At 68.1% G+C, this 16,485-nt stretch carries 16 protein-coding genes; 14 read left to right on the forward strand and 2 right to left on the reverse strand.

From position 1 onward, the window contains the following. Positions 1 to 138 precede the first annotated feature (138 nt). On the forward strand, positions 139 to 915 hold the full coding sequence (locus IE170_RS11580) for a protein phosphatase 2C domain-containing protein (protein ID WP_189809229.1): 777 nt from the start codon (positions 139 to 141) through the stop codon (positions 913 to 915). A 52-nt stretch (positions 916 to 967) separates the two neighbouring features. Here the strand turns inward: IE170_RS11580 and IE170_RS11585 are convergent, their stop codons facing one another. Together IE170_RS11585 and lon are read right to left on the reverse strand one after the other, a co-directional pair. Continuing rightward, the gene (locus tag IE170_RS11585) at positions 968 to 1,408 is read right to left on the reverse strand and encodes a MarR family winged helix-turn-helix transcriptional regulator (RefSeq protein WP_229884680.1); all 441 of its coding nucleotides are present in this window, start codon (positions 1,406 to 1,408) and stop codon (positions 968 to 970) included. A gap of 151 nt (positions 1,409 to 1,559) precedes the next feature. Continuing rightward, a complete protein-coding gene (lon, locus tag IE170_RS11590) occupies positions 1,560 to 3,965 on the reverse strand; it encodes an endopeptidase La (RefSeq protein ID WP_189809231.1) in 2,406 nt (801 codons plus the stop codon). On the opposite strand from lon, the gene IE170_RS33360 reads away from it, so the two are divergent. From IE170_RS33360 to IE170_RS11650, 13 genes are all read left to right on the forward strand, one after another. Beyond that, positions 3,940 to 4,851 (forward strand): TnsB C-terminal domain-containing protein, encoded by a 912-nt coding sequence (locus IE170_RS33360; protein ID WP_308428382.1) that lies wholly within the window; start codon positions 3,940 to 3,942, stop codon positions 4,849 to 4,851. The two genes, lon and IE170_RS33360, sit on opposite strands and share 26 nt — an antisense overlap. Before the next feature lie 51 nt (positions 4,852 to 4,902). Continuing rightward, complete coding sequence (locus IE170_RS33365; protein WP_308428383.1) at positions 4,903 to 5,649, forward strand: Mu transposase C-terminal domain-containing protein; 747 nt, start codon at positions 4,903 to 4,905, stop codon at positions 5,647 to 5,649. 38 nt (positions 5,650 to 5,687) lie between these two features. After that, the gene (locus IE170_RS11600; protein ID WP_189809232.1) at positions 5,688 to 6,008 is read left to right on the forward strand and encodes a hypothetical protein; all 321 of its coding nucleotides are present in this window, start codon (positions 5,688 to 5,690) and stop codon (positions 6,006 to 6,008) included. A gap of 552 nt (positions 6,009 to 6,560) precedes the next feature. After that, positions 6,561 to 7,526: a UDP-N-acetyl-alpha-D-glucosamine 5,6-dehydratase TunA gene (tunA, locus tag IE170_RS11605; RefSeq protein WP_189809233.1), complete on the forward strand. Its 966-nt coding sequence runs from the start codon at positions 6,561 to 6,563 to the stop codon at positions 7,524 to 7,526. Next, positions 7,526 to 8,542 (forward strand): radical SAM protein, encoded by a 1,017-nt coding sequence (locus IE170_RS11610; protein ID WP_189809234.1) that lies wholly within the window; start codon positions 7,526 to 7,528, stop codon positions 8,540 to 8,542. Before tunA ends, IE170_RS11610 begins: the two co-directional genes overlap by 1 nt. Positions 8,543 to 8,545: 3 nt before the next feature. Beyond that, entirely contained in the window at positions 8,546 to 9,502 is a 957-nt protein-coding gene (gene tunC / locus IE170_RS11615; RefSeq protein ID WP_189809235.1) for an N-acetyl-D-glucosaminyl-tunicaminyl-uracil acyltransferase TunC, read from the forward strand. Further along, the gene (locus IE170_RS11620) at positions 9,502 to 10,920 is read left to right on the forward strand and encodes a glycosyltransferase family 4 protein (protein WP_189809236.1); all 1,419 of its coding nucleotides are present in this window, start codon (positions 9,502 to 9,504) and stop codon (positions 10,918 to 10,920) included. The genes tunC and IE170_RS11620 overlap by 1 nt, the downstream gene beginning before the upstream one ends. Next, positions 10,917 to 11,621, forward strand: a complete 705-nt coding sequence (locus IE170_RS11625) for a PIG-L deacetylase family protein (RefSeq protein WP_189809237.1) — start codon at positions 10,917 to 10,919, stop codon at positions 11,619 to 11,621. The genes IE170_RS11620 and IE170_RS11625 overlap by 4 nt, the downstream gene beginning before the upstream one ends. Then, complete coding sequence (gene galE, locus IE170_RS11630) at positions 11,618 to 12,601, forward strand: UDP-glucose 4-epimerase GalE (protein ID WP_189809238.1); 984 nt, start codon at positions 11,618 to 11,620, stop codon at positions 12,599 to 12,601. The genes IE170_RS11625 and galE overlap by 4 nt, the downstream gene beginning before the upstream one ends. Before the next feature lies 1 nt (position 12,602). Then, on the forward strand, positions 12,603 to 13,214 hold the full coding sequence (locus IE170_RS11635; RefSeq protein WP_189809239.1) for a histidine phosphatase family protein: 612 nt from the start codon (positions 12,603 to 12,605) through the stop codon (positions 13,212 to 13,214). After that, positions 13,211 to 14,758, forward strand: a complete 1,548-nt coding sequence (locus IE170_RS11640; RefSeq protein ID WP_223855876.1) for an alkaline phosphatase family protein — start codon at positions 13,211 to 13,213, stop codon at positions 14,756 to 14,758. The genes IE170_RS11635 and IE170_RS11640 overlap by 4 nt, the downstream gene beginning before the upstream one ends. Positions 14,759 to 14,760: 2 nt before the next feature. Then, entirely contained in the window at positions 14,761 to 15,675 is a 915-nt protein-coding gene (locus IE170_RS11645; RefSeq protein WP_037920050.1) for an ABC transporter ATP-binding protein, read from the forward strand. Next, the gene (locus IE170_RS11650; protein ID WP_189809240.1) at positions 15,659 to 16,447 is read left to right on the forward strand and encodes an ABC transporter permease; all 789 of its coding nucleotides are present in this window, start codon (positions 15,659 to 15,661) and stop codon (positions 16,445 to 16,447) included. The genes IE170_RS11645 and IE170_RS11650 overlap by 17 nt, the downstream gene beginning before the upstream one ends. Positions 16,448 to 16,485: the final 38 nt, after the last annotated feature.

The following is a 16,485-nucleotide window of genomic DNA, read 5'->3' on the forward strand; positions in this document are numbered from 1 at the left end:
CGCGCCCACATGCGGCCGGGGCGCGCGGGCGCCGCACTGGGGCGGCGGTGCGGCGGTCGGCCGCCATCGCCCCTCCTGGTACGGACTTTCGGCGCGGGGCGGCCCTGCCGCGGCGGCGGGGGTGGGCAGAATGCCCGCATGCGCATCGACCTCGCCACCGCTCCCGGCGACCCGGAACGCCCCAACGAGGACTGGCTATCAGCCGCTACACCCGCCGCGGGGGGCGGCGTACTGGTCGCCCTGGACGGGGTGACGCCGCCCGCCGGCGACACGGGGTGCTCGCACGGAGTCCCGTGGTTCACGACGCGCCTGGGAAGTCGATTGACCGAACTGTCCGGTTCGCGGCGGGACATGCCACTGGCCCGGATCCTGGCGGAGTCGATCCGTGCGACGGCCGACGCCCACCGGGGGGCGTGTGACCTTTCTCACGTACGCACCCCGCAGGCGACGGTGGTGGTCGTCCGCTGGGACGGGGAGGGCGTGGAGCACCTCGTGCTGTCGGACTCGGTGCTGCTGCTGGAGGCCCCGGACGGGGCGGTGTCGGCGGTCCTCGACGACCGGCTGGACCGGATCCCGCGCGCGGCCCTGCGGACGCGGGAGTCGGCGGACGCCCTGCGGAACGCGGAGGGCGGCTTCTTCACCGCGGCCGCCGACCCGGCGGTGGCGGCCCGCGCGGTGACCGGGCGCACCCCGCGGGAAGGGGTGCGGTCGCTGGCGGTGCTGACCGACGGGGCGAGCCGGTGGACTGACACGTTCGGGGAGGGCGACTGGGCGCAGTGCCTGGCGGTGCTGCGCAAGGAGGGCGCGCAGGGGCTGATCGGACGCGTGCGCGTCCTGGAGTCGGACCCGGACCGCCGCGGGCGGGCCCGCGGCAAGCGCCACGACGACGCGTCGGCGGCGTACGCGGAGCTGTAGGCGGGGGCGGGAGGCCGGGGCGCAAGGCCGGGGCGGGCGGCCTTCCCGGTCCTCAGTCCTCGCCCTGGTTGAGCTGGTTCAGCAGCCGGGCGAGCTCGGCGACCTCGCCGCGGTCCCAGTCGGCCAGCTTGCGCATGTACCGCTCGCGGCGGGCGCCGCGGACCTTCAGGAACCGCTCGCGGCCCTCCTCGGTGAGCCCGACGAGGAACGCGCGGCCGTCCGCGGGGTCCGGTTCGCGGGCCACCAGCCCGAGGACCTCCAGGGCGCGCAGCTGGCGGCTCATGGTGGCCTTGCCGACGCCGAAGTAGGCGGCGAGGTCGGTGGCCCGCTGGCGGCCGGCCGCCTCCAGGCGTACGAGGAGCCCGTACGCGGCGGGCTCCAGCTCGGGGTGGAGGGCGCGGGCCATCTCGCCGGAGGAGGCGCGGGCCCGCCGGAGGAAGACGGACAGTTCCCGCTCCAGGGCGAGGAACTCCTGGTCTTCGCTGCCGTGCACGTGCCGCTCCTGTCCGTGTGTCCGCACCGGTGTGCCGGGGGGCACCAGTATTTCGCAGCGCTCGCGGGCGCGGCCCGGGACCCCGCCGGAACGGGATCCCGGGCCGCGCCGGCGCCGGCCGGTGGCGGCCGGTACGGACAGGGGCAGCGGCTCAGGCGGCCGCGGTGACGGCGGGCGCGGCGGCCTCCGCCGGGGACAGCGCCAGCTCCAGCACCTGGCGCACGTCGGTCACCGGGTGCACCCGGAGCCGCTCCAGCACCTCGGCGGGCACGTCGTCCAGGTCGGCCTCGTTCCGCTTGGGGATGATGACGGTGGTCAGGCCGGCGCGGTGCGCGGCGAGCAGCTTCTGCTTGACGCCGCCGATCGGCAGGACGCGGCCGGTGAGGGAGACCTCGCCGGTCATGGCGACGTCGGTGCGGACCTGCCGGCCGGAGAGCAGCGAGGCCAGGGCGGTCGTCATGGTGATCCCGGCGCTCGGCCCGTCCTTGGGGACGGCTCCCGCCGGGAAGTGGATGTGCACGCCCCGGTCCTTCAGGTCGCCGACGGGCAGCTCCAGCTCCGCGCCGTGCGAGCGGAGGAAGCTGAGGGCGATCTGCGCGGACTCCTTCATGACGTCGCCGAGCTGCCCGGTCAGCGTCAGCCCGGCCGCGCCGGTCTCCGGGTCGGCGAGGGACGCCTCGACGAACAGGACGTCCCCGCCGGCGCCCGTCACGGCCAGGCCGGTGGCCACGCCGGGGACGGCGGTGCGCCGCTCGGCGGGGTCCTGCGCGGACTCCGGGACGTGGTGCGGGCGCCCGATGAGCCCGCGCAGGTCGTCGGCGCCGATGCGCAGGGGCAGCTCCCGCTCGCCGAGTTCGTGCCGGGCGGCCACCTTGCGCAGCAGGCGGGCGATGGAGCGCTCCAGGGTGCGGACGCCCGCCTCGCGGGTGTACTCGCCGGCCAGCCTGCGCAGGGCGGAGTCCTCCAGGACGACCTCGTCGGCGGCGAGGCCAGCGCGGTCCAGCTGGCGGGGCACGAGGTGGTCGCGGGCGATGACGATCTTCTCGTCCTCGGTGTAGCCGTCGAGGCGGACCAGCTCCATGCGGTCGGCGAGGGCCTCGGGGATGGCCTCCAGGACGTTGGCGGTGGCGAGGAAGACGACGTCGCTGAGGTCGAGCTCGACCTCCAGGTAGTGGTCGCGGAAGGTGTGGTTCTGCGCCGGGTCGAGGACTTCGAGGAGGGCGGCGGCCGGGTCGCCGCGGAAGTCGGATCCGACCTTGTCGATCTCGTCGAGGAGGACGACGGGGTTCATGGACCCGGCCTCCTTGATCGCGCGGACGATGCGGCCCGGGAGCGCGCCGACGTACGTACGGCGGTGGCCGCGGATCTCGGCCTCGTCCCGGACGCCGCCGAGGGCGACGCGGACGAACTTGCGGCCCATCGCGTGGGCGACGGACTCGCCGAGGGAGGTCTTGCCGACGCCGGGCGGGCCGACGAGGGCGAGGACGGCCCCGCCGCGGCGGCCGCCGACGACGCCCATCCCGCGGTCGGAGCGGCGCTTGCGGACGGCGAGGTACTCGGTGATGCGGTCTTTGACGTCGGCGAGGCCGGCGTGTTCGGCGTCCAGGACGGCGCGGGCGCCGCGGATGTCGTAGGCGTCCTCGGTGCGCTCGTTCCAGGGGAGTTCGAGGACGGTGTCCAGCCAGGTGCGGATCCAGGAGCCCTCCGGGGACTGGTCGCTGGCCCGCTCCAGCTTGTCGACCTCCTTGAGCGCGGCCTCGCGCACCTTCTCCGGGAGGTCGGCGGCCTCGACGCGGGCGCGGTAGTCGTCGGACTCCTCGCCCTCCTTCTCGCCGTTCAGCTCGCGGAGCTCCTTGCGGACGGCTTCGAGCTGGCGGCGCAGCAGGAACTCGCGCTGCTGCTTGTCGACGCCGTCCTGGACGTCCTTGGCGATCGACTCGGCGACGTCCTGCTCGGCGAGGTGGTCGCGCAGCCAGGCGATGGCGAGGCGGAGGCGGGCGACGGGGTCCGCGGTCTCCAGCAGCTCGACCTTCTGGGCGACGGTCAGGAACGGCGAGTAGCCGGAGTTGTCGGCGAGCGCCGAGACGCCGTCGATCTGCTGGATGCGGTCCACGACCTGCCAGGCGCCGCGCTTCTTGAGCCAGCTGGTGGCGAGGGCCTTGTACTCCTTGACGAGCTCGGTGACCGCGCCGGGCAGCGGGTCGGCGAGCCGCTCGTCGACGCTCTCGCCCTCGACCCACAGGGCGGCTCCGGGGCCGGTCGTGCCGGCGCCGATACGGACGCGGCCGACGCCGCGGATGAGGGCCCCGGGGTCGCCGTCGGCGAGGCGGCCGACCTGCTCGACGGTCCCGAGCACACCGGTGCCGGCGTACCTGCCGTCGACCCGCGGGACGAGCAGCACCCGCGGCTTCCCGCTGCCCCCCGCCGCCTGGGCGGCCTCGACGGCAGCCCGCACCTCGGCGTCGGACAGGTCCAGCGGAACCACCATTCCGGGCAGCACGACCTCGTCGTCGAGCGGCAGCACGGGCAGGGTGAGCGTTACGGACGTCGAAGCCATGATCTTCCTTCCGGCAGTGAAGTTGAGCTACACCGACTCAATGGATATGCGCGGTCGGGTGTTCCCCAACGGACGTTCGCCTGCGGCGAACGGGCCCGGGCTGTCCTCTAGTTTTGGATTGGTGGAGGCCACGCACGGTGAGGGGGTGGTGCCGCTGCCGAGCAAGAACACCTTCTACAAGCTCATCGACGCGCTCTCCACCGGCCGGCACACCTTCGGCTCGGCGGTCACGCGCAGGCAGACCGCGAACCGCCCGCAAGGGCCGTTCACCCCGACGTTCGCCGACCGGCCGGGGGAACAGGTACGGATCGACTCCACCCCGCTGGACGTGATGGTGGTGCCCGACTCCGGGCTGACAGTCCGCGCGGATCTGACGATCGCGGTCGATGTCGCGACGCGGACGATCTGCGCGGCGGTGCTACGGCCCGTGGGCACCAAGGCGGTGGACGCCTCGCTGCTACTGGCGCGGATGCTCGTGCCGGAGCCGATGCGGCCGGGATGGTCGGCCTCGTTGCGAATGGCCGCGTCGCGGATGCCGCACCGGCGGCTGCTGGGTGTGGATACACGGATGGAGCAGGCCGCCGCACGGCCGGTGATCGTACCGGACACGGTTGTCATCGACGGCGGGAAGGTGTTCATCTCCGACACGTTCATCCGGGCATACGACCGGCTCGGGATCTCGGTGCAGCGGGCTCGCCCGCGCACGCCGACCGACAAGGCCATCGTGGAGGCGACGTTCTCGGCGATCAACACCCGGTTCGTCCAGCATCTGGCCGGGTACACAGGCGCGAACGTCTCGCGTCGCGGCGATCGGGTCGAGAAGCTGGCGGTGTGGACGATTCCCGACCTCCAGGAACTGCTGGACGAGTGGATTCTGGCCGGGTGACAGGCCAGACCCCACGACAGTCTGCGCGATCCGTTCCGCCCGAAGAAGTCGGTGTCGCCGAACGACAAGTACGCCTCGCTGGTCGCGGCCTGCGGCTACCTGCCTCTCGTGCTGCGCGGTGAGGACTACCTGGAGTTGCTGCCGGTGGCCTGGCGGGCGGTCAACGACTACGGCATCCGGATCGGCTACCGCACCTACGACTGCGCCGAGCTGGGGCCGTACCGTCGCCAGCACTCCGGCATCACGGCCAAACGCGGGCTGTGGGAGGTGCACTACGACCCCTACGACCTGTCGCAGGTGTTCGTACGCACGCAGCAGGGCTGGATCACGGGTCCCTGGGTACACCTGCCGCTGGTGACGGGCCACTCGCCGACTTCACCTGGCAGCATGCCCGTCGCCTGGCCGCCGAGGCCGGGCTGGACGACATCAATGAGGCGTCGGTCGCCCGCGTTCTGGACGAACTGCTCACCCGCGGCGAGCACGGTCCGGACACCCGGTCGGCCAAGGTGGCTGGCCGCACCCGCGTCGCTGCCGCCGTCCGTGCGCAGGCCACGGCGCCCGAGACCGAGACGGAGCCCGAACCGGAGCCCGAGGCACTGTCTCCCGTGCCGGTGGCGGATTTCGGCGTCTTCGACGCCGCGCCGAAGCTGCAACTTGGATATGAGCAAGCGTAAGACGACCTCCCCGGCCGGTACCCAGGGCTTCGATGGCGAGGAGTCGGCGCCGCCGGACAATCCGCTGATCACAAAGGAGGGGTGGGGCCGTTTCGTCGGGCACCGGTCCCGCCCCGACTGCTGACGGCGGCCGAATGTACGGCACTGACCCCGCGCGAGCGCGTGCGCGAGCAGGAACGGCTCCAGGAGTATCACGCGGACCTGCCGATGGTGACCACCCCGATCATCCGCAAGGTCGTCGCCACCTCACGGCTGCTGATCCAGCTCAACCGCAACCAGATCTCCGCCCGTCGCGGCGCGTTCCTCTCCGGTGCCTCCGGTACTGGTAAGACGACTATGACCCAGTTGGGCCGGGCCCATGAACTGGCCGTCCGCAAGCGGTTTCCCCGCGACGTGAACCGGCTGCCGGTCGTCTACGTCACCGTTCCGCCCGCGGCGACCCCGAAGATGCTGGCGATGGAGTTCGCCCGGTTCTTCGGCTGACCTTCCCCAGCCGGGCGAACGTCACCGACAGCCAAGGCACGATCCGACGCAGCAGGCATCCGCGGCTGATATCAGATGCGGCATCGCGACTGCGGACCTTGGGGACAAGCATCCAGAGCTCCGGGGCGCCTGAGTGACGTACCAGAGCAGGATCGGATGACCGACCTGAGCAACTTGGCCGGCCAAGCAATCTCCCGCACGCTTGAAAATTACTCTCCGGTATGCCATGGAAAAGGTACTACCCCACCGAAGATAGCAAGCCATTCGACAGCAGGTTCGAGACAGAACGATCAGGCATCATGGCACCCGCATATCCGGAATGAAATGCTCCCGATCTCCGCTCCACCTGGGGGTTTCCAGAATGAATGAGACCATCGAGCCAACCAAACGTGAATCGAGTCACACGCGACGGGTCACGCACACGGCTTAGGGTGGCAATATCGATCACGGGCCAATCGGCCCCCCTCCCGCCTCAATGGGGGCGTGGGCGACGCTCCAATCGATAGGCCCATTTTCGAGTAGGCCCACTCATGGGGATACCGAGGTGTTGGCATGCAAAGAAACATTTCGAAAGACCGGATTCTCATAACCGGAGGCGCCGGATTCATCGGTGGCCACCTTGCCCGAGCGCTGGTGGCGTCCGGGGAAGAGGTAACAGTCCTGGACGACCTGCGCGTGCCGCCGATGATCCCGCCGGAAGGCACCGGAAAGTTCTTAGAAAAACCCGTCTTAGAGTTAGAGGAAAGGGATCTCTCCGACGTACGCCTCGTCTACCACCTGGCGTCGCACAAGAGCGTTCCTCGCTCCTTCAAGCAGCCACTCGACTATCTCGACAACGTGGACTCTGGCCGCCACCTGCTGGCTCTCTGCACGAGTGTTGGCGTGCCGAAGGTAGTCGTCGGGAGTACGTGCGAAGTCTACGGCCAGGCCGGCACCCTGCCGACACCCGAAAGTAGCCCTCTGTCCCCGCTCTCGCCCTACGCCGCGAGCAAGGTCGGGCTGGAGATGGTGGCCAGGGCCCACCAGCGCGCCTCAGTCGCTCCAGAGGTGGGCATCGTTCGCTTCTTCAACGTCTACGGCCCCGGCGAACGGCCCGACGCCCTCGTACCCCGACTCTGCGCCAACCTCCTGACCAGGAACGAACTGCCTGTCGAGGGCGACGGTGAGCAGCGTCGCGACTTCACCTACATCACGGATGTCGTGGACAAGCTCATCGCGTTGGCGAACCGACCACTGCCCTCAGTCGTCAACTTCGGTTCCGGCCAGTCCCTCTCCGTGAACGACGTCGTCCGGATCCTGCAGGCGACCACTCCGGCGGCCGAGGTCGCCCGGAAGCAGCCTCGGCCGAACGAAATCACGGAGTTCCGGGCGGACACCGCCTTGCAGACGCGGCAGATCGGAGAGAGGTCCGGCGGGATCGGAATCGAGGAAGGCATTCGCCTCACTCTCGAATGGTGGCAGTCGCGGGACCTTAACGACATACGCCAGCGTATCTTCCAAGAGGAGGGGGCCGACTGATGGCCGGCTACACCGCACCTGTACGCGCCAGTCTGGATGTCACTTACGCATGCGACCTGCGCTGCATCCACTGCCGCACGAACACCGGGGAGATCCCCGTCCACATCCGCCGCAAGATGCTGTCCATCGATCAGTTGCAGGACATCATGCTCCAGCTGGACCGGATGGGGACATTCGAGATCACCCTCACCGGTGGGGAGCCGACGATCCGCAAGGGGTTCTGGCAGCTGCTTGACGTCGTTCCGAAGCTGCGCCATTCGACCGTCACTCTCATCACGAACGCGGCAGCGCACACGCGGGAACAGCTCGACCGCATCGTGGACAGCGGCATTTCGTCCATCCGGGTCAGCATGGACGGCACGCGGGAGACGTTCGCCGCCGTACGGCTCATGGACGTGTTCGACACCGTCGTGGAGAACTCGATCTACCTCCGCGACCGTGTGCGCAGTTTCAAGGTGCTGACCACGGTCATGAAGACCAACCAGCACAACGTGTTCGACCTCGCGCACTACGTGCGAGCCCACGGCTTCCGGCGCCAGGACCTCATCCTGGTCCGGGCGCACGGCCGCGGTGGCCGCAACCGTCTACTCCTGACAGAGGAGGAGACCATGGCGGTCCACCGTAAGGTGACCGAGTTCAAGCGGGACGTGCCGGCCACGGACTTCGACCTGAACCTCAACGCGCCCTACCTGGTCCCGGGCGAGAAGCTGCGTCCCTTCCAGGACGTCGTCATGTTCCCCTACCTGGTGCGCGACAGCAGCATCGCGATCTCCGCCACAGGCGACGTGACCATGAGCCGCCTCTACAGTGCCGCGCCCTTGGGGAACACCAAGGATGCTCCCGTGCAAGAGATCTGGACGCAGGGGCAGCAACAGCTCGTCCAGGAGCAGGAGGAGTTCACCGAGGAGCGTCTGCGCGAGATCTTCTGGGACTTCGCGACCGGTGACGGACCGGACGGTCCCCCGCTCACCTCGCTGCTGGACCGGCAGATCTTCGAAGGCGCGGAGGTGAGGTAGGCCTTGTCCAGGGAGGCCCTCATACGCCTGTACGACCTCACGCCGTCCCAGCCTCTGCTCGACGCTCTGAGCTCTGCCACCGCATCGCCCGATATCGCTCGTGTCGTTCCCCGGTTCAAAGGGGCCGCTGGGCCGCGAGCCCAGTCCTTCGTCGAACTGCACCGGGAAGGGACGCTTCTGGGCCGGTGTGGCATCAACGTCAAGGGCCCGGGCACAGTCGGCGCCTGCGAGGTGGCCGCCGTGGTCGCCCCGGCGGAGCGGGCGGGCATGCACTGGCTTCTCGTCCATGTCGCACTCGAGCGGCTTCAGTGGCTGGGGTATGCCTACGCGATGACGGAAGTCAGCGAATACGCGGACCACTTCCCGTCGGTGCTGCGGCAGGCGGCGTGGTGGATTCCCGATTCAAGCGAACGCAAGAGCGCGGCGGCGCGGGACGACAAGAGCCTTGAATGGGCGGATCTCTTCATCGACTTCCGGACCTGGACGCCGAGTTCCACTCCCACGTCTCTTACGGTCAACGGCCGAGACCTGTGGGTGCGTCGTCCCGAAGCGAGTGAGGAGCTGCTGATTGTCGACTGGCTCAGAGAGACCTTCGGTGGAGGCTGGGCGAGCGAGATCCACCGGTCGTTCTCACGGGATCCTATCTCGTCTGTGATCGTGGTCGACCGGAACAAGGAACTGCCGCCCAAGGACCGCTTGCTCGGCTTCCTTGCCTACGACACTGCGCGGCTCGGGATGCTGTCTGCGATTGCGCTCGTGCCCGAGGCACGCGGTCGCGATCTGTCCTTGGCGACAGCGCTCATCGAGGAGTGTCTGCGCGAAGCGCGAGCCAGCGGCATGACCTATGCCGTGCTGGGAGGCGTAGGCAACGCCCGCTTGGCGGCTCTTCGCACATTCAGTGCTTTATGGACCATTCCTGGCTCGTGCCCGGGAATCTTCGGGAGGGGTGTTCGGAACTAATGGAGATCATCTTCACTGTCTCCGATCAGGTATGGGGCGGCAAACACCGCTACATGCACGACATGGCGCTCGGGCTGGCGCAGGCAGGCCATGCGGTCACCGTCCTCGCGGAGGAGGGTGGAGCCATGCTTGAGCAGTGCCGTGCCGCCGGGGTGACGACCGTGAGTGTGCCGGCGTTCGCCAGCGACGACGCGGCCGAGGCGGTTTGCAGGGCGCTGCGGCATCGTCGTCCTCATATCGTGTGTGTCTCCGGCCGCGCGGACGCCGCCGCGGTCCACCACGCCCAGTCGCAGGGCGCGACTGATGCCGCCGTGTGCCTCTTCCGGCACTCGGCGTTCCCTTTGGGAACCACCGACGAGGTGCGCGACCTGTTCACTGGCGTGAACCTGGTCTTCACCACGTCACGGGAACAGCGTCAACGCCAGTTCGAGCCGCTGATCAACGCCGGTGTCTTGAAGGACGAACAGGTCGAGATACTCACCAGTGGCGTCGGGGAGCCTCTGCTCGCGGCTCTGGACGCCGCCGACCGCGGCACCGCTCGAAAGGAACTCGGAGCCGAATCAGACCAGTTCGTCTTCCTCGTGCTGGCCCGCCTGGCCTGGGAGAAGGGCATCGACCAGGTGATCGACGCCTTCGCTGACCTGGAGCTGCCGCCGGACGCCGCGCCCCCGCTGCTGGTGGTCGCGGGTGAGGGGCCGCTGGAGGCAGAACTACGAGGCCAGACCATCGAACGGGGTGTCGCCGAACGGGTCCGATTCCTCGGCCACCAGGACCACGTCGCCCCGGTAATCAAGGCCAGTGACGCCGTGGTCCTCACCAGCACGGTTCCCGAGACCGGCCCGCTCGCGCTCAAGGAGGCCATGGCCGCCGGCCGCCCCGTCATCGCCTCTGTCCAGGGCGGCATCCCGGAGTTCGTCGAGGACGAGCGGCACGGTCTGCTGGTCATCGACGACGAGGACCTGCGGCAGGCGATGCAGCGGCTCCTGAGCGACCGCGAAGCCGCCGGGACCATGGGAGCCGCCGGATCCGAGTCGGTTCGCGGCGGACATCGTGCAGTACGACGCGTGGAGTACCTCGCCCACCGTCTCGATCTCCTGGCCCTGGAACAGCTCACCCCGGAGACGGTCCTTCACGAAGTGGTGTGGGACGACGTACGGCTGCGTGAAGAGACACAAGGCGGCTTCGTCTTCGTGCCGCGTACATCGCACATCATGGAACTGGACAGCGCTACGTACGCTGTCGTGCGCACCGCGGTCGAAGCCGGTGACCCACTCCAGTTGACCAAGCTCCCCGAAGAGACGCTCGGTGTGCTTGCACACCGGCTCTACGCCATGGGCGCGCTGGTCCGGCAGGATGGTCAGGCGACGCCTGCGGCCCGCACCGCGGACGGCGAACGACCGGTTACGGAGCCCACGTGAAGGTCCTTGTCATCGCCGCACACCCGGATGACGAGGTTCTCGGTGCCGGGGCCACGGTGTCGGCATTGAGCCAGCAGGGCGCGGTGGTCCAGATCCACATCCTCGCCGAGGGTATCTCGCTGCGGCATTCGGGGGTGAAGATCGAGGAGGCGCGGGATCGCTGCCGGGTGGCGGCCAGGGAGCTCGGTGCGGCCGAGGTGTCGTTCGGCGGTCTGGCGGCCGACGGACGCCTCCTGGCCGACCTCCCCCAGCGACAGGTCGTCGATGCGGTTAGCCACGCCCTGCGTGAGGCACAGCCCGAAGTGGTCTTCACTCACCACCCTGGCGACATCCACGCGGACCACCGCAGCGTCGCCCATGCAGTGGGGTACGGCACCCGCATCCTCGGGTCCGGCTCCGTTCGGCAGGTGCTGCACTTCGAGGTCCTGTCTTCCACGGAACAGCAAGCGGGCCTGGTGGCGCCGTTCACCCCCAACCTGTTCTACGACGTCACCGGGCACGTCGAAGCCAAGTGCCGGGCACTTGCCGCCTACCCGTACGAGCTGTACGACCCGCCCCACCCTCGCTCCCTGGCGGCCGTTCGGACGCTGGCTTCATACCGGGGGACGCAGGTGGGAGTGGAAGCGGCTGAGGCATTCATGATCGGACGAGAACTACGCGGCCCCATGGCAGCGGTTCCCAGTGGAGTTGATGTGCGATGAGAGTGCTCGTGACTGGGGGTGCCGGGTATGTGGGCTCCTTCACCGTACGGCGCCTCCTTGCGGCCGGCCACGACGTCGTGGTTGTCGACAACCTGAGCACGGGCCGCCGCGAAGCAGTCCGTGGATGCCACCTGCGCGTGGTGGACATCCTCGATATCGCCGGCATGGGCACGGTCTTCGAAGAGTTCCTCCCTGAGGCCGTGATCCACTTCGCGGCCCTGAAGTCCTCTGAAGAGTCGCTGCGTGACATCAACACGTACTTCTCCGTCAACCTGACGGGAACGCAGAACGTGCTCGCCCTGTGCGCACGCACCGGTGTGGAGCGCTTCGTCTTCTCCTCCTCGTGCGCCGTGTACGGCACCCCGCAAATCTGCCCGGTGGATGAGACCGCGCCCGTACGGCCCGAAAGTCCGTACGGAGAGACGAAGTACCTGTGCGAGCGCCTGATCGCCTCCTACGCGCAGGCCACCAGGATGCGCTACGCCAACCTGCGGTACTTCAACGCGGCAGGTGCAGCCGACGACGCTTCCCTGGGAGAGTACGCGGGCCCGGCAGCAACCCAACTCCTCCCGGTGGCCGTACGCGCAACCCTGGGCCTGGCGCCCACCCTGCGGATCTTCGGCAACGACTACCCGACGACCGACGGGACGGCTCTGCGCGACTACATCCACGTCGAGGATCTCGCCCAGGCCCACGTGCGGGTCCTGGAGGGCCTGCAAGAGGGCAGTCAGTGCGGGCCGGTGAACCTGGGCCGCGGCCAGCCCGTCAGCGTGCGCGAGCTGATCGATGTCTTGCACGACGTCTCCGGGAAGGAGATCCCGGTTGCCATGGCGCCCCGCCGTCCAGGGGACCCAGGTCTGTCCTGGGCCGATCCGAGTCTGGCGCTGAGCCGATTCGGCTGGCGAGCAGAACGCGACCTTGACCTCATCGTTCGTACGGCGTGGAACTGGCACACCAGTACCCCCGCGTCGCTGGAGTGACATGCACCTCTACCTACTGCGCCACGCCGAGGACCGTTCCGGAAAGTTCGACCCGCACCAGGATCGCCTGACCGAGCGAGGACGCCGACAGGCGCAGGCTGCGGCTCATTGGCTGGCTGAGCAGCGTCCCACAGAGCTTCGCACCAGTGTGCTTCCCCGCGCCCGGCAGACCGCCGACATCGTCGCGGCGCACACCGGCCTTGCCGCACGGGAGGATCCGCGCCTCAACGAGATCGTCTGGTCGCCGGTCGCGGGTGAGCTTCTGCCGAACCCGCGGGAGGACCGGCTCCATCCGCCGCCGCCGGGGGCGGAGTCATGGCATGTGTTCATGACGCGGGTCGCCACATGCATGAGCGAGCTGTGTCATCAGGCGTCGGAGGACCAGCGGATTGTGTTGGTCACCCACAGTGGCTTCTTCGACGCTGTCAATGAACTCCTGTGTGGCGGGAACGGCAGGGTGGAGCTGCTGGTTGCGCACGCTGGAATCACACACTGGCAGTACCGTCCCGGAGACTCGGGTGGTGCCTGGCTTCTGCACCAACACAATGTCACCTTCGCCCCACAGACCCTGATGGATCACGGATCCCTGAGCACAGCGGAGTTGAGCACATGAGCGGGCGGCGCAGGCGTATGGTCGTCATCTGTGTCGACGGCGGGCTTCCCCGGATCATCCGCGAGCACGACTTCTTCAATCTGAGCCGGGCCATGCCGACACTTCCCGGCACTGCCGTGCACGAGCTGCACAGTATCTACCCCTCGTCCACAGCGCCCTCCCACGCGTCCTTTCTTACCGGGACGTACCCGAGCGGGCACGGGATCGTGGGGAACCGCTTCTGGGAGCGGGAGAGTGTTGCGGAGATCCGCCGGCGCTCGGACGATCCGCTTTCATCGTTTCACCCCTACGAGGAAATCTCGCTCACCGCACCGAGCCTGCTCGACTGGTTTGCCCGGCAAGGTGCGTCGGCCGCCGCCGTCCACTTCCCGCAGACCTTCTCCCGCAACGCCCGGCTCGCGATCCCCAGCTGCTACTGCTTGTACGCCCCCGCCCGGGACCTGGTCGTCGCGCTCGGACCGACCGTTGACGGGGCGGCCGAGGGGGTGGTGCAGCTCTCCTACCTGGGATACGAGGTGACCTTGTATCTCCGGGTCGATCAGCATACGAACGTGATCACGGTGGGAAGCCACCGAGAGACCGCTGTCGTGGCCGACGGCCTCCGGCCCACGCGGCTGGACATCCCCGTGCCTTCGGGTTCCGTGTCCGTGGCGGTCTCCTGCCGCAGGCTCGACGAAGGCCAGATCGAGGTGCGTCTGGGAACCGCCGTTATCACTCTGGGATTCGGCGGGCTCGATATGCCGGACCGCGCTGGTGAAGGGCCCGCGTCCCTGTACGTCGAATACACCGCCAATCCAGACCACACGTTCCACGAGTCGCCTCGTGCCGAGTGGGTGGAACAGACCGCCCTCGACGTCCTGAAGCAGCATGACCCCGATGTCCTGTTCGTGCGCTTCAACCAGGCTGACCATGCCCAGGAGTTCCTTTACTGGCATGCGGTCCGAGGCACCTCCAGCGAACGAAGTCGCGCATGGCAGCAGATTCTGGACGTCTACGCCCGGATCGATGCCTGCGTGATGCGGCTCGCCCGGGCCGTCGGTGAGTACACGGAGTTCCTCTTCTTCTCCGACCACGGCATCGACTACGTCGAGACCCATTTGCGCCCGAACCACGTGCTGGAGGACCTCGGCCTCGCCGACCGCATGGTCTTCCAAGGTGACAGCAACTGCGCCTACCTGTACGCCGACGCACCTCTGCCGCCGGCGGAGAAGAAGCGCCTCGACCGGGCACTGCGCGCACTCGATCATTCCATCAGCGTGCTCACTCCAGCCGAACAGGACCAGTTGAAGTTGCCGGTAGGCAGCCCGCGGCTGGGCCATCTCACGGTGACCTGCGGCCCGCACACCGAATTCCAGTACAGCAACGCGACACCGAGCGAGAGCGTGGCGTCCGCATCACACGGTTACCTGCCCAGCGACTCAGCCATGAGTGGCTTCTTCCGCTGCTTCGGCCGGGTAGCAGCGCGGCTGGCTCCCCCCAGCGACATCACGGGGGCCTCAGCCGTGGTCCGCAGCATCTGGCGGCAAGCGGCGCGGGAGATGTGATCGTGCCGGAGAACCTTCCTTACGCATATGAGGTCGAGGGCCTGCACAAGCAGTTCGACGGATCCCCTAGGCCGGCCAATGGCGAGATCTCTTTTCACATCAAGCAGGGCGAATTCTTCGGGCTTCTGGGCAGCAACGGTGCGGGAAAGACAACCCTGATCAAGCAGATGATCGGACTGGTGCGACCGGACGGGGGGACGGTGAGACTGCTGGGGCGCGATGTCTTTACCCATCCTCGTTTCACGGCGGCCACGGTTGGCTACATGCCCCAGACTGCCTTCGCCCTGAACAGCCTGACCGTCAAAGAGGCGGTCTACTTCAGTGCACACCTCCGCGGTGTCGCCGCCAAGGCGGCCCGCCGGGAGCGTGACGCCCTGTTGGAGTTGCTCGGCCTGACCCACCTGGCAGGCAAGGTCGCCCGACAGCTCTCCGGCGGAGAACGCCGACTACTGCAGATCGCGGTGACCTTGGTCGGATCACCGCCGGTGCTCATCTTGGATGAGCCCACCAACGAGTTGGACCCGTCTCGGCGCCGCCAGGTATGGCAGCTTTTCAGGGAACTGAACCAACGCGATGGTCACACAATAATCCTCATCACCCACAACGCCATCGAAGCGGAACAGGTGATCGAGCGGGTCGGAATCCTCAAGGAAGGTCGGCTCGTCGCGCTGGGCGCTCCGGCCGAGCTGAAGTCCTCGCTCCATTCCCAGGTACGCCTGTCGATCACGCTGGGCGACGCACAAGTGCACGGGCTGCCTGACTATGTCCGGGTGCAGTCCGAGCACCGCGGAAAGGTCGTCGCCCTGGTCGACTCCGCCGACCTGCCGCACCTGACCAAGGACGTGGACCTCACCCAGTTCCCCGAGTTCACAATGCACACAGCGACACTGGAAGACGTGTATGTCAGCTACGCATGACAAAAAGCTCGGACTGAGCTTCCTTGGGCAGGTCTGGGACCTGTTCAGGATTCAGCTCACCAACTGGCGGTGGTCCTGGCCTCAGATGGTGCTAACTGGTGTGCTTGCCCCTTTGGTCAGCATCGCCGCCTTGGGGCTCTTCGCCCGGAACTCTGGCCACGCCGCGACCGAATATGTCCTGACCGGCAGTGTCACCATGGCGATCCTGTTCGAGACTCAAAACAAAATCGCCAGCAACTTCGCGTTCATGCGCGGAAACGGCGCCTTCGAGTACTATGCCGCGCTGCCTGTCCGTCGCGAGGCTCTCATCTTTGCCACACTCGCAGCCTTCTCCATCCTGTCGCTGCCTGCCATCGCGGTCACCCTGCTGCTCGGCTCGGCCCTACTCGACGTCCCGCTCACGTTCTCGCCACTCGCCCCGCTGTGCCTCCTGGTCGCCCTGCTCCCTTCAGCCGGACTGGGGGCCTTCATCGGCAGCAGATCCGGAACCATCGAACAGGCTTCCTCTCTCAGCCTGGCCACCACGCTCCTCATGATGGCCGCAGGCCCGGTGGCAGTCCCACCAGAACTGCTGCCCGACGCACTGATCTGGATCGGCAACCTCAACCCGGCGGTCTACGCGGCCGACAGCCTGCGTCACTCCTTAACGGCACCCGACGCCTCCCGGGCCCTTGCTGACATGGCGATTCTTGCCATCTTCGCCGGCGCGGTGTGGGGCCTGACCAGCACACGTATGCACTGGCGTGCCCGCTATGGGCGCCGCGCCTCGTAACGCAACCATCGATCACTCATCACGAAGGGAAACACATC

The organism is Streptomyces toxytricini (assembly GCF_014649915.1).
Lineage (GTDB): Bacteria > Actinomycetota > Actinomycetes > Streptomycetales > Streptomycetaceae > Streptomyces > Streptomyces toxytricini.

Coding starts and splice junctions, on each gene's coding strand:
- IE170_RS11620 (WP_189809236.1), top strand. CDS start 9,502: ATGGAGATCATCTTCACTGTCTCCGATCAGGTATGGGGCGGCAAACAC.
- galE (WP_189809238.1), top strand. CDS start 11,618: ATGAGAGTGCTCGTGACTGGGGGTGCCGGGTATGTGGGCTCCTTCACC.
- IE170_RS11640 (WP_223855876.1), top strand. CDS start 13,211: ATGAGCGGGCGGCGCAGGCGTATGGTCGTCATCTGTGTCGACGGCGGG.
- lon (WP_189809231.1), bottom strand. CDS start 3,965: ATGGCTTCGACGTCCGTAACGCTCACCCTGCCCGTGCTGCCGCTCGAC.
- IE170_RS11580 (WP_189809229.1), top strand. CDS start 139: ATGCGCATCGACCTCGCCACCGCTCCCGGCGACCCGGAACGCCCCAAC.
- IE170_RS11650 (WP_189809240.1), top strand. CDS start 15,659: ATGTCAGCTACGCATGACAAAAAGCTCGGACTGAGCTTCCTTGGGCAG.
- IE170_RS11610 (WP_189809234.1), top strand. CDS start 7,526: ATGGCCGGCTACACCGCACCTGTACGCGCCAGTCTGGATGTCACTTAC.
- tunA (WP_189809233.1), top strand. CDS start 6,561: ATGCAAAGAAACATTTCGAAAGACCGGATTCTCATAACCGGAGGCGCC.
- IE170_RS11635 (WP_189809239.1), top strand. CDS start 12,603: ATGCACCTCTACCTACTGCGCCACGCCGAGGACCGTTCCGGAAAGTTC.